Genomic DNA, 12,879 nt, shown 5'->3' with positions numbered 1-12,879 from the left:
ATGTGGGGCATCGTTCCGGCCGCGGGCCGCGGCAGCCGTATTCAGCCGCTTGCCTTCTCGAAGGAATTGCTGCCGGTCGGCAGCCGGCGCGACGACGGTACGGACCGCCCCTGCGCGGTCTCCGAATATCTGCTGGAGCGCCTCATCCTCGGCGGCGCCGACAAGATCTGCTTCGTGATCTCGCCCGGCAAGTCCGACATCCTGGAATATTTCGGCGACCATTACGGCAGCGCCGAGCTCGCCTATGTGGTGCAGCCCGAAGCCTCCGGCCTGTGCGACGCCGTGTTCAGGGCAAGCACCGTCGTCGGGCAGCACGAGGATGTCATGGTCGGCCTGCCCGACACGGTCTGGTTTCCCAAGGCGGCCCTGCAGTCCCTGCCCGACGCAGACCTCTCGTTCCTGCTGTTCCCGGTCGAGCATCCCGAATTCTTCGATGCGGTCGTGCTGGACGGCGAGCAGGTGACGGAGATCCAGGTCAAGCAGCCGAATGCAAGCTCGCGCTGGATCTGGGGTGCTTTCAAGATGTCGGCACACGGCTTCCGCCAGCTGCAGTCGCTGTGGCACGCACGCGAGCGCCGCGACGAATATTTCGGGACGCTGGTCAACGCCTATCTTGCGGGCGGCGGCAACGGCATCGGCGTCAAGGCCGGCGAGTCCTACGTCGATGTCGGCACCATCGACGGCTATCGCACGGCGATGGCCCTGCTTGCCGAGAGCGCCGAGGGCCGCTCCAAGTCGCGGGCCCACGCCTCATCGGACGGGGCCCGACCTGTCATAGTCAACAACGGAGCGATTGCATGACCATAGGCGCCCTCTCCCGTGAGGAAATCCGCCAGCGTGTCGATGCGCTGGGGCCATGGTTTCACAATCTCGACCTCCAGGGCGTGCCGACCGCGCCGTCGCACTTTCTCGGCGACTATCCCAATGTGAAGTGGCAGCGCTTCTCCGGCATCATCCCGGACCGGCTCGAAGGCAAGACCGTGCTCGATATCGGCTGCAATGCCGGCTTCTACGCCATGGAGATGAAACGGCGCGGCGCCGAGCGCGTGCTCGGCCTCGACACCGACGAGGAATATCTGGCCCAGGCCCGCTTCGCGGCCGAGGTCAACGGGCTCAGGATCGAATTTCGCAAGATGTCGGCCTATGATGTCGGGCAGCTCCGTGAACAATTCGACCTCGTGATCTTCATGGGCGTGCTCTATCATCTGCGACACCCGCTGCTGGCGCTGGACCTGATCCATGAGCACGTCGCCGGCGATCTCCTGCTGTTCCAATCGATGCAGCGCGGCGACAGCCACGTCGATGCGATCGAGAAGAACTACGACTTCTGGACCACCGACCAGTTCGGTTCCTCCGGCTACCCGAAGCTGCACTTCATCGAGCACAAATATGCCGACGACCCCACCAATTGGTGGGTGCCCAATCGCGCCTGCGTCGAGGCCATGCTGCGCAGCGCCGGCTTTGCCATCGCGGCCCATCCCGAGGAGGAGGTCTATCTGTGCAAGCGCACGGCGCGGCCGCAGGCTGACGGGCCGGTCTATCCGTCACGGGAGGCGGGTCCATGATCGAGGCTGCCAAGATCTGGAACGAGCCCAACAACAAGTCGCATTGGGACATCCTGATCGACCCGGACTGGGCGATGTTCGCAAACCTGGCGCTCGCGGCCGGAAAGGCCATCCGCAGCGCGCATCCGACCTTGCCGCGCGTGCTCGGCGGCATCTCGCCGATCGACCCATCCTTCATGCACAACATGCAGGCGCGCGGCGTGCTCGATCACGTCGACGCCGTCGCCGTGCAAGGCTTTCCGCTCGACTGGAATTTATGGCAGATCGGAGAATGGCCGGCCAAGATCGAGGAGATCAGGGCCGTCACCTCGCTCCCGGTCTGGGTGACCGAGGTCGGTGTCTCCTCGTTCGGCGCCGAGGAGGTGCAGGCGTGGGGCCTGTCGCGCACCGCCGATCTCCTGATCGGCCGCGCGCCGCGCATCCATTGGTACAGCCTCTATGACCTGCCTTCGGCCTGGGAGGCGACCACCCGGCACAAGGAAGCCGAAGGGTCCTCCTACTACCGGCATTTCCACATGGGCCTGCTGCGCGAGGATGGAACGCCGAAAGCCGCAGCGGAGCTGTTCGGGCAATATGCCGCCGACATGGGCCTGTGCCAGTGGTTTCATTTCGAGGACCATCGCCTCGATGACGCCGTGCGCTGGATGCGCCGCTTCGGCGTGAGGCACTTGCGGACCGGGCTGTCATGGGCCGACAGCTTCCGTCCCAACGCGCTGGACTGGTTCGACCGCCAGATGGATGCGCTGGCCGAGTTCGAGGTCACCGTGACGTTCTGCTTCACGCCGGAACACCGCGGTCTCGAACCGCATCACACCAGCCCGCCGCTCGACGTCAACGAGTTCGCCGACTTCTGCGCGCAGATGATCGAGCGCTATTGCACCAAGACCGGTCTCGCCGCCTCCATTGGCGCCTCTCCACCGATCAGGGAGCCGACATGCGTGCCCTGATCCTGGTGATGGATTCCGTCGGAATCGGCGCGGCGCCCGACGCTGTCAATTACGGCGACGAGGGTGCCGACACCGTCGGCCACATCGCGGATGCGTGCATGGCCGGCCGTGCCAATGGTCCGCAACGGGAGGGCCCGCTGCGCCTGCCCAATCTCGTGGCGCTGGGCCTCGGCGAGGCCTGCCGCCTCTCCACGGGCCGGATCCCGCCCGGGCTCGACGGCCGGACACAACATGCGCGCTATGGCTGCGCCAGCGAGATCTCGAGGGGCAAGGACACGCCATCAGGCCATTGGGAGATCGCCGGCGTGCCTGTCGCGTTCGATTGGGGCTATTTTCCTAAGATCCAACCCTGCTTTCCGCGCGATCTCGTTACGAAGCTTTGCGAACAAGGCGGACTCCCCGGCATCCTCGGCAATTGCCACGCTTCCGGCACCGACATCATCGCCGAATTCGGCGAGCGCCACATGCGCGGCGGCGAGCCGATCTGCTACACCTCGGCCGACAGCGTGTTCCAGATCGCGGCGCACGAGGAGACGTTCGGGCTCGAGCGGCTCTACGACGTCTGCGCGGTCGCGAGGCGGCTGGTCGATCCCCTCAACATCGGCCGCGTCATCGCGCGTCCGTTCGTCGGAACGAGCGCGGACAATTTCAAGCGCAGCTCGCACCGGCGCGATTTCTCGGTCCCGCCGCCCGAGCGAACCATCCTCGACCTTGCAGAAACTGCCGGCCGCGACATCGTGACGATCGGCAAGATCGACGACATCTTCGCTCATCGCGGCACCGGGCGAAACCTGCGCGGCGACGGCAATGCGGCGCTTTTCGATGCCACGCTCGATGGGCTGGCAGGCCTTGCAGAAGGCGGGCTGCTGTTCGCGAACTTCATCGATTTCGACACACTCTACGGCCACCGTCGCGACGTCGCGGGCTACGCTGCGGCGCTTGAAGCCTTCGACGCCCGCCTACCCGAGCTGCTGAGCCGGCTGCGAAGCGACGATCTCCTGATCATCACCGCCGATCATGGCTGCGATCCGACCTGGAATGGCACCGATCACACGCGTGAGCAGGTCCCGATCCTGACGTGGGCCGCACAATCGACGTCTCCGATCGGCCGGCGCGCCGGCTTTGCCGACATCGGCGCGACCGTTGCAAGACATCTCGACCTGCCGGCGTCGCTTCATGGCGCGCATTTCTAGCCGGGATTCACCTGGGTTATTGATCCAGGTTAGAGAACTTTTCGTTTGTAGGTTTCGCAGGAACGAACATTCCTAGCACCGCTTCTAATTCCCAGACGTGACTGGCGCGCAGGTCGCCCGACCGAGCAAAGCGCGCTTCAACTCTCATCATCGGCCGGTCCGAACGGATCGGTCCCATGCGGCACGGAGCGGTGAATGACGCGAGTACTGATCACTGGGGGCGCGGGATTCATCGGTTCGCATACGGCGGACGTGCTGCTTGCGGCCGGGTACGAGGTCCGCCTTCTCGACAATCTCTCTCCGCAGGTCCATGGCGGCAACCGTCAGCGGCCCGCCTATCTCGCCGACGACGCCGAGCTCGTGGTCGGCGACGTCACCGATGCCGCCGCGGTCGAACAGGCCTTGCGCGGCGCCGACATGGTCCTGCATCTCGCCTCCGCCGTCGGCGTCGGCCAGAGCATGTACGACATCGAGACCTATGTCAGGACGAACGAGCTCGGCACCGCCGTGCTGCTGCAGGCGCTCGCCAGGCGACCGGTCGCACGGCTGGTGGTGGCATCCTCGATGAGCATCTACGGCGAAGGCCTGTATCGTGATGCCGTTGGAAGCGTCGTCGCCGGCGACGAACGACCGATCGAGCAGCTTCGCAAGGGCGAGTGGGAATTGCAGGATCATGCAGGCCATGCGCTCGATCCCGTGCCCACCCCTGAGACCAAGCAGCCGTCGCTGAGCTCGATCTACGCCCTGAACAAATATGCGCAGGAGCGCATGTGCCTGATCACAGGCAAGGCCTACGGCATTCCGACCGTCGGCATGCGCTTCTTCAACGTGTTCGGTCCGCGGCAAGCCCTGTCGAATCCGTATACCGGCGTGCTGGCCATCTTCGCCGCGCGGCTGCTCAACGGCCGGCCGCCGCTCGTCTTCGAAGACGGCCTGCAGCGGCGCGATTTCGTCCACGTGCACGACGTCGCCCGCGCCTGCCGCATGGCGCTCGAATCCGACCACGCCCAGGACGTCTTCAACGTCGGTTCGGGTCAGAGCCGCACCATTCTGTCGGTGGCCGAGGATCTGGCGCAGGTGATGGGACGGCGCGAGATCGATCCCGAGATCACGCGAAAATACCGTGTCGGCGACATCCGGCACTGCTTCGCCGATATCGGCAAATCACGCGACCTGCTCGGTTTCGAGCCGCATGTCGCGTTCAAGGACGGCCTTGAAGAGCTCGCCGGCTACCTCGCCGACCAGATCGCCGACGATCAGGCAGAACGGGCGACCCGTGAGCTGCTGCAACGAGGGTTGGTCGCGTGATGAGTGAGCAAGACAACAGGCCCGTCCTAGTCACCGGCGGCTGCGGCTTCATCGGCTGCAATCTCGCCGACCGTCTCGCCGAGCGGGGCGATCGCGTGCTGGTGCTGGACAATCTCGCCCGCGCCGGCGTGCGCGAGAACGCGCAATGGCTGAAATCCCGGCATGGCGACCGCGTCGCGATCACTGTGGCCGATATCCGCGACCCCATTCCGGTGATCGACGCCGTGCGCGAGGCGCGGGCCGTGCTGCACCTCGCAGCCCAGGTCGCGGTGACCGACAGCGTCAGCGATCCCTCGGCCGACTTCGAGATCAATGCGCGCGGCACGCTGAACGTGCTGGAAGCCGTTCGCCTGCACAACGCTCCGGCCCCGGTGATCTTTGCCTCGACCAACAAGGTCTATGGGCGCCTGATCGAGGACAGCGAGATCGCGCTCACCGACCGACGCTACACGCCGGTCAATGATCTGCTCGCGGGGGGCATTTCGGAGAACGCGCCGCTGGATTTCTACAGCCCCTATGGCTGCTCCAAGGGGACCGCCGATCAATACGTGCACGACTATGCCCGGGTGTTCGGGCTGCAGACCGTGGTGATGCGCATGAGCTGCATCTACGGGCCGCGGCAATTCGGCACCGAGGATCAGGGCTGGATCGCGCACTTCCTGCTCAGCGCCATCAGCGGCAATCCGCTGACGATCTACGGCGACGGCAAGCAGGTCCGCGACGCGCTGCACGTGTCGGACGCGGTGAGCGCCTGGCTCGCGGCGCTCGACCACATCGCGCTGGCCCGCGGGCGCGTCTTCAATCTCGGCGGCGGTCCGGCGAATGCGGTCAGCCTGCTGGAGTTGATCGACCGCCTCACCGAGCTGACGGGCCGCAAGGTCAGCTATCGCTTTGCGGACTGGCGACCGGGCGATCAGCCCTGGTACGTGACCGACACGCGGGCGCTCGCCACCGCGCTCGGCTGGACGCCGCAAATGCCGCTCGCCGACGGCCTGCGCTCGCTCCACACCTGGCTCGACAGCCGCTTCGGATCACAGGACAGGAGCGAGGCATTGGCATGACGCGGGTCGCCCTCATCAATCCGAACTGGGATTTTTCGGGCAGCATCTATTTCGGCTGCCGCTCGCCTCACCTGCCACTCGAGCTCGGCATCTCCGAGCATTATCTGAAGGCGGCGGGCCACAACACGCTGCTGCTCGATGCGCATATGTTCGATCTCTCCCTCCCTGAGATCGAGGCCGAGCTGCGCGCCTTTGGTCCCGACCAGATCGTCTTCACCACCGCACCGACCTATCTGTTCTGGCGCTGCGCGCCGCCCGAGCTGCGTGTGCCGCAGCAGCTCGCCATCGCGGCGCGGGACCTCGCGCCGACCCTGATCGCGGTCGGCCCGCATGGTTCGACCACGCCGAAGACTGCCCTGAAGAAGCTCGGCGTCGACATCGTGGTGATGGGCGAGTGCGAGTCGTCGCTGCTGCGGCTCGCCAATGGCGAACGGGACTTTCCCGGCCTGTGCTTCGCCGACGGTGCTTCGCTCCGGGTCAATCACGGCCCACAGGCGGTCGCGTTCAACGATCAGCCCGTGCTCGAATGGCCGGGCGAGATGATCCGGCGTCACCATCACCATCATCACCGCTTCGAGGCCGAGCCGATTGCGCCGGGCGCCGAGGTGGAGGCCTCGCGCGGCTGCCCCTACAATTGCACGTTCTGCGCCAAGGAGAATTTCCGCAACGCCTATCGGAAGCGGCCGCCCGCGATCATTCTCGACGAGATCGATCGTCTGCGCCGTCACGGCATCGAGTACGTCTACTTCATCGACGAGATCTTTCTTCCCAATCGCGAGCTCATGGAGGGCCTGACGACGCGCGGGCTGAAGTTCGGCGTGCAGACGCGGATCGATTTGTGGAAGCCCGACACTCTCGCCCTACTCGGGCGCGCCGGCTGCGTCTCGATCGAAGCCGGCATCGAGAGCCTCACCGTGGAAGGGCGCGCGGCCCTCGCCAAGAACTGCAAGATGACGACGGATCAGCTCGCCGACCGGCTGGTCGAAGCCCGCCGCCACGTCCCCTTCGTGCAGGCCAATCTGATCGAGGTGCCCGAGGACGACGATCCCGTGGTGCAGCGCTGGCGCCGCACGATGCAGGATGCCGGCGTCTGGGCCAACGATCCGGTGCCGCTCTATCCCTATCCCGGCTCGCCCGACTACCGGAAGCTCTGGGGCGAGCCTGACGATGTCGCCTGGGAGCGCGCGCACCAGCACTATCTCGCGATGTTCGACCAGTTCAGCGACGTGCAGAACGATCGCCCGGTCCCGCTCGACAGCCTCGAACTCCAGGTGGCCTCATGAGCCGTGGCGCCGACATCAGGGTCATGATGACGACCGACACGGTCGGCGGCGTCTGGACCTATTCCTGCGCCCTCGCCGCCAGTCTCGCTGCGTCCGGGGCCGACGTCACGCTCGTGACGCTGGGCCCGCGGGCGCGTGTCGATCAGCGTCAGATGCTGCGCGAGACCAGCGTGCACCTGATCGAGACGGACCTCGCACTCGAATGGCAGGACCCGGAGGGGCGGAACGTCTCCGACGCAAGGCGCGTGCTTGCGAACCTCGAAGCCAGATTGGTGCCTGATGTCGTGCATCTGAACAGCTTTCGCGAGGCGACCTTTGCCTGGCACGCCCCGACCGTGCTGGTGGCGCATTCCTGCGTGAACTCCTGGGCGCTCGCCTGCCACGATACGGCCTGGCTCGGCGAACCCAGATGGCGCCGCTACAGCGAACGGGTCGCCGCGGCGCTCGACATCACGCAGGCCTGGGTCTGTCCGAGCCGGGCCTTCCACGACGACATGACGGCGATCTATCAGCCGCGATCGCGCGGCACGGTGATCTGGAACGGAATTGCGCCACGCGCCCCTTCTGGACGAAAGCAGGGCGTGATTTTCGCGGCGGGACGGCTGTGGGATCGTGCCAAGAACATCGAAGCGCTCGCCACCGCCGCGCCCGGGCTGGATTGGCCGGTCGAGGTGGCCGGTCCTAGCGACGCACGTCTGCCAGCTGACGTCACCTGGCTCGGAGAGCTACCGCACGGGGCGCTGGAGACGCGCTTGCAGCATGCAGCGATCTTCGTCAGCCCCGCACTCTATGAACCGTTCGGCCTTTCGGTGCTGGAAGCCGCCGCCGCGGGCTGCGCGCTGGTCCTGTCCGACATCCCGACGTTCCGGGAGTTGTGGCGCGGCGCCGCCTTGTTCGTCGATCCCGCCGACAGCGTCGCGCTGCATCGGACACTGGCAGAGCTTTGCGCTGACGATAGGGGTCGAGCAAAGCTGCAGCGCGCTGCCTACGAGCAATCCCTGACCTATTCCTTGACGCGCATGACGAGCGCTTATCTCGGGCTCTACCAGGACCTGATCGCATCCAGCCGGACGAGCGCGGCGGCCAGCCAGATCGAGGTGCGCGCATGAAATGCGTCCTGTTCTACCATGCCTTCACCTCCTGCTGGAACAACGGAAACGCGCATTTCCTCCGTGGCTATGCGCGCGAGCTCCATGCGCTCGGACACGAGGTCGTCGTGTTCGAACCCATCGACGGCTGGAGCCGGCTGAACGCCATCCGCGAAGGCGGCAGTCATGCCATGGACGATATTCCGGCGCTCTTTTCCGGCATCGACATCCGCCGCTACGATACCAGCCTCGATCTCGCGCGGGCGCTTGACGGCGCCGATCTCGTCATCGTGCACGAGTGGAATTCGCCCGACCTCATCGCGCAGATCGGGCGCGGGCGGGCGCAAGGCGCGCCCTTCACCCTGCTGTTTCACGACACCCATCACCGCGCGGTCAGCGCACCCGAGGAGCTTGCGCAATTCGATCTCGACGGATTCGATGGCGTGCTCGCTTTCGGCGAGGTGCTTCGGCAGATCTATCTGAAGCTCGGCTGGGCCGACCGGGTCTTCACCTGGCACGAGGCCGCCGATGTCGCGCTGTATCATCCGCTGCCGCAGGTCGAGCGGACCGACGATCTGGTCTGGATCGGCAACTGGGGCGACGGCGAGCGCAGCGCCGAGCTGAACGAGTTCCTGGTCAAGCCCGTGGCGGAGCTGAAGCTCCGCGCCAGCGTCCATGGCGTCCGCTACTCGGATGACGCACTCCACACCATCAGGAGCGCAGGCATCCGCTATGGCGGCTGGCTGCCGGCGCACTGGGCCCCCGTCGCCTTCGCGGGCGCGCGCGCGACCATCCATGTGCCGCGCGGGCCGTACGTCGCCCTGCTTCCGGGCATCCCGACCATCCGCGTGTTCGAGGCGCTGGCCTGCGGCATTCCCCTGATTTCAGCACCCTGGTCGGATGCGGAAGGCCTCTTCCCCGAGGGTGCGTATCTCAGCGCTGCCGATGGCGCGCAGATGAAGCAGGCGCTTCGTGCCGTCATCGACGATCCGGAATTCTCTGCCGCGATGGTGGAGACCGGGCTGAAGGTCATCAGGGATCGTCATACCTGCCGCCACCGCGCCGAGCAGCTCATCGACATCGTCACCGACCTCAGGGATTCCAGCCGTTCGGCACGGCCTCAGCACGACATCGGAGCCGTCGCATGAAGATCTGCTTCTTCGGATCCAGCCTCGTCTCGTCCTATTGGAATGGCGCCGCCACCTATTACCGCGGCATGCTCAAGGAGATCGCGGCGCTCGGCCACGAGGTCACCTTCTACGAACCCGACGCCTTCGACCGCCAATCGCATCGCGACATCGACGCGCCGGAATGGGCCAAAGTGGTCGTCTATCCCGCGACTTCGGACGGCTGGCGCCGCTCGCTCGACACCGCCGCACAATCGGCCGACATGCTGGTCAAGGCCAGCGGCGTCGGCGTCTTTGATCGGGAGCTGGAGAACGCCGTCGCCGCGCTGCCGTCGCGGCTGATGCGGATCTATTGGGACGTCGATGCTCCCGCCACGCTCGAGGCGATGGAAATGGATCCGCAGCATCATCTGCGCCGCGCCATTCCGTGCTACGATATGGTCCTGACCTATGGCGGCGGCGAGCCCGTCGTATCCGCGTATCGATCGGTGGGCGCGCGGGATTGCGTGCCGATCTACAACGCGCTCGATCCGGCCACGCATTTTCCGTCGCCGCCCAATCCGCGCTTCGCCTGCGATCTCAGCCTGCTGGCGAACCGCCTGCCCGACCGCGAGACGCGCGTCGAGCATTTCTTCCTCGACGTTGCACGCCGCCTGCCCGAAAAGTCCTTCGTGCTCGGCGGTTCCGGCTGGGACGACAAGGATGCCTCCGCCAATCTGCGTAAGGTCGGCCATGTCGGCACCGCCGACCACAACGCGTTCTTCGGCTCGGCGCTCGCCACGCTCAACGTCAATCGCGACAGCATGGCGCGCTACGGATTCTCGCCGCCAACGCGGGTGTTCGAAGCGATCGGCGCCGGCGCCTGCCTGATCACCGACCAATGGGCCGGTATCGATCATTTCCTCGAACCGGACCGCGAAGTTCTGGTCGCCGCTGACGGGGCCGAGGTGGCCGAGCACCTCGCCGCGCTCGATCCCGAGCGGGCCCGGTCGATCGCCCGGCGCGCACGCGCACGCATTCTCAGCCAGCACACCTACCGGCAGCGCGCCCGCCAGTTCAACGATCTCTTCGTCGCCCACAGCTCCCGAATCGAGGCAGCAGAATGAACCTCTCCATCGTCGTCATCGGTCTTTCGGTCACTTCGTCCTGGGGCAACGGTCATGCCACGACCTACCGCGCCCTGATCGAAGCGCTGGCGCGACGAGGTCACCGCGTCACGTTCCTGGAGCGGGACGTGCCCTGGTATCGGGATCACCGTGACCTGACCAAGCCCGCTGGCTGGACTGTCGAGTTGTACCAAACTTCGAAGGATGTTCCGCGCCGGTTCGGCAAGCTGATCCGCGATGCCGATCTGGTGATCATCGGCTCTTACGTTCCCGACGGCATCGCACTCGCCGAGTGGACCACGACCCACGCGAGGGGTGTCACGGCGTTCTACGACATCGACACGCCGGTCACTCTGGCGCGGCTGGAGCAAGGTCTCGACTATCTCTCGGCGGCAATGATCCCGCGGTTCGATCTCTATCTGTCCTTCACCGGCGGACCGGTGCCCGGCCTGATCGAGCAGAGCTACGGCAGTCCGCTCGCGCGCGTGCTTTATTGCAGCGCGGATGCGGAGACCTACGCACCGAAGCAGGCGCAGCCGAAATGGGCGCTCGGCTATCTCGGGACCTACAGCGAGGACCGGCAGCCCGTTCTCGACGAGCTGCTGCTTGCACCGGCGCGCACGCTGCCGTCGGATCAATTCGTCGTCGCCGGCGCGCAATATCCGGACGATATCGCCTGGCCCGCCAACGTCGCCCGGATCGAGCACCTCTCGCCGAAGCAGCATCCGGAGTTCTACGCGGCGCAGCGTTTCACGCTGAACGCCACCCGCGCCGACATGAAGGCGCTGGGCTTCTCCCCGAGCGTCCGGCTGTTCGAAGCCGCCGCCTGCGGCACGCCCGTCATCTCGGACCATTGGCCGGGGATCGAGACGATCTTCGCGCCGTCGAAAGAAATCCTGCTGGCAACCAGCCCGCGCGAGGTCGTCGAGATCCTGCGCGACATGCCGGACGAGCAACGGCGCACGATCGCGCACAATGCGCGGCGGCGGGTTCTGGCCGATCACACCCCCGATCATCGCGCGCGGCAGCTGGAGACCTATTACGCCGAGGCAGCCGCGCGGCGCCGCCGCAAGGCGGCGCCACTCCCCGCCGTTCGCACCATGCAGGTCGCCCAACTCTGAAAGGCCACATCATGACGCTCCAGACCCGCATCCACGCGTCCCGCCGCTCGCCGACGGTCCTGGTCGCCGGCGGCGCCGGCTTCATCGGATCGCATCTCTGCGACGTGCTCCTGCAACGCGGCAGCATGGTGATCTGCCTGGACAATCTGTTCACGGGAACCACCGACAACATCCGGCCCCTGCTCAACCACCCGAATTTCCGCTTCATCGAGCATGACGTGCGCGATCGCATCGAGATCGAGGGCGAGATCGACCGGATCTACAGCCTCGCCTGCCCGGCCTCGCCCCGCCATTATCAAGTCGATCCGGTCGCGACGATGAAGACCTGTGTGCTCGGCTCGATCAACCTGCTCGAACTGGCGCGGCAGAAGGGCTCCCGGATCCTTCAGGCCTCAACCAGCGAGGTCTACGGCGACCCGGAAGTGCATCCGCAGCCGGAATCCTATCTCGGCAACGTCAACCCGATCGGGCCGCGGGCCTGCTACGACGAGGGCAAGCGCGCTGCGGAGACGCTGATGTTCGACTACCGGCGTATGCACGGGACGGAGATCAAGGTCGCGCGCATCTTCAACACCTACGGGCCGCGCATGCTCGAGAATGACGGCCGCGTCGTCTCCAACTTCATCGTGCAGGCGCTGCGCGGAGAGCCGATCACGATCTACGGCCAGGGCACGCAAACCCGCAGCTTCTGCTTCGTCGACGATCTGGTGCGGGGGCTACAGCTCCTGATGGAGAGCCCCGCCTCGGTCAGCGGTCCGTGCAATCTCGGTAATCCGCACGAGGTCACGATCGAGGCGATCGCCCGTGAAGTGCTGGCATGCACCGATTCGGCCTCCCCGCTGCGCTTCGAGCCCCTGCCGAAGGACGATCCCAGGCGGCGCAAGCCCGTGATCGATGCCGCCGAGAAGATCCTGGGATGGCGTCCGAAGGTGGCACTGAAGGACGGCCTTCAAGCGACCATTGCCTATTTTGCGCTCCGCCTCGCCGGGGAAGCGCCCACGCTCGTGCCGGCCATTGCCGCGCGCAGGACGCGCCAACCCGCACGCGGCCGGCTGACGATGTCCGAGCAAGGGTAAAGGC

The 12,879-nt window shown here is 66.0% G+C and carries 12 protein-coding genes; all 12 read left to right on the top strand.

Annotated features, from left to right (window positions below; translation table 11 throughout):
* The 12 genes from DCG74_RS18970 to DCG74_RS18915 all read left to right on the top strand — a co-directional run bounded on the left by DCG74_RS18970 (nucleotide 1) and on the right by DCG74_RS18915 (nucleotide 12,875).
* Entirely contained in the window at nucleotides 1-801 is an 801-nt protein-coding gene (locus DCG74_RS18970; RefSeq protein WP_172784455.1) for a nucleotidyltransferase family protein, read from the top strand.
* Nucleotides 798-1,565, top strand: a complete 768-nt coding sequence (locus DCG74_RS18965; protein ID WP_172784454.1) for a TIGR04290 family methyltransferase — start codon at nucleotides 798-800, stop codon at nucleotides 1,563-1,565. The genes DCG74_RS18970 and DCG74_RS18965 overlap by 4 nt, the downstream gene beginning before the upstream one ends.
* Entirely contained in the window at nucleotides 1,562-2,512 is a 951-nt protein-coding gene (locus DCG74_RS18960) for a beta-xylosidase (RefSeq protein ID WP_172784453.1), read from the top strand. The genes DCG74_RS18965 and DCG74_RS18960 overlap by 4 nt, the downstream gene beginning before the upstream one ends.
* A complete protein-coding gene (locus tag DCG74_RS18955) occupies nucleotides 2,500-3,705 on the top strand; it encodes a phosphopentomutase (protein WP_172784452.1) in 1,206 nt (401 codons plus the stop codon). The genes DCG74_RS18960 and DCG74_RS18955 overlap by 13 nt, the downstream gene beginning before the upstream one ends.
* Before the next feature lie 195 nt (nucleotides 3,706-3,900).
* On the top strand, nucleotides 3,901-5,013 hold the full coding sequence (locus DCG74_RS18950) for an SDR family NAD(P)-dependent oxidoreductase (RefSeq protein WP_172784451.1): 1,113 nt from the start codon (nucleotides 3,901-3,903) through the stop codon (nucleotides 5,011-5,013).
* Nucleotides 5,013-6,074 carry an SDR family NAD(P)-dependent oxidoreductase gene (locus DCG74_RS18945; protein WP_172784450.1) on the top strand — a complete coding sequence of 354 codons (1,062 nt, stop codon included), beginning with the start codon at nucleotides 5,013-5,015 and terminating at the stop codon, nucleotides 6,072-6,074. The genes DCG74_RS18950 and DCG74_RS18945 overlap by 1 nt, the downstream gene beginning before the upstream one ends.
* On the top strand, nucleotides 6,071-7,357 hold the full coding sequence (locus DCG74_RS18940) for a TIGR04295 family B12-binding domain-containing radical SAM protein (RefSeq protein WP_172784449.1): 1,287 nt from the start codon (nucleotides 6,071-6,073) through the stop codon (nucleotides 7,355-7,357). Before DCG74_RS18945 ends, DCG74_RS18940 begins: the two co-directional genes overlap by 4 nt.
* Nucleotides 7,354-8,466 carry a glycosyltransferase family 4 protein gene (locus DCG74_RS18935; RefSeq protein ID WP_172784448.1) on the top strand — a complete coding sequence of 371 codons (1,113 nt, stop codon included), beginning with the start codon at nucleotides 7,354-7,356 and terminating at the stop codon, nucleotides 8,464-8,466. The genes DCG74_RS18940 and DCG74_RS18935 overlap by 4 nt, the downstream gene beginning before the upstream one ends.
* Entirely contained in the window at nucleotides 8,463-9,593 is a 1,131-nt protein-coding gene (locus tag DCG74_RS18930; RefSeq protein WP_172784447.1) for a glycosyltransferase, read from the top strand. The genes DCG74_RS18935 and DCG74_RS18930 overlap by 4 nt, the downstream gene beginning before the upstream one ends.
* Entirely contained in the window at nucleotides 9,590-10,678 is a 1,089-nt protein-coding gene (locus DCG74_RS18925; RefSeq protein WP_172784446.1) for a glycosyltransferase, read from the top strand. Before DCG74_RS18930 ends, DCG74_RS18925 begins: the two co-directional genes overlap by 4 nt.
* A complete protein-coding gene (locus tag DCG74_RS18920; protein ID WP_172784445.1) occupies nucleotides 10,675-11,799 on the top strand; it encodes a glycosyltransferase in 1,125 nt (374 codons plus the stop codon). Before DCG74_RS18925 ends, DCG74_RS18920 begins: the two co-directional genes overlap by 4 nt.
* A gap of 11 nt (nucleotides 11,800-11,810) precedes the next feature.
* Nucleotides 11,811-12,875 (top strand): UDP-glucuronic acid decarboxylase family protein, encoded by a 1,065-nt coding sequence (locus DCG74_RS18915; protein WP_172784444.1) that lies wholly within the window; start codon nucleotides 11,811-11,813, stop codon nucleotides 12,873-12,875.
* Nucleotides 12,876-12,879: the final 4 nt, after the last annotated feature.

Origin of the sequence: Bradyrhizobium sp. WBAH42, assembly GCF_024585265.1 — a bacterium.
Lineage (GTDB): Bacteria > Pseudomonadota > Alphaproteobacteria > Rhizobiales > Xanthobacteraceae > Bradyrhizobium.
Note: the sequence above shows the minus strand (reverse complement) of the source record. Positions and strands in the feature narration are given on the sequence as shown.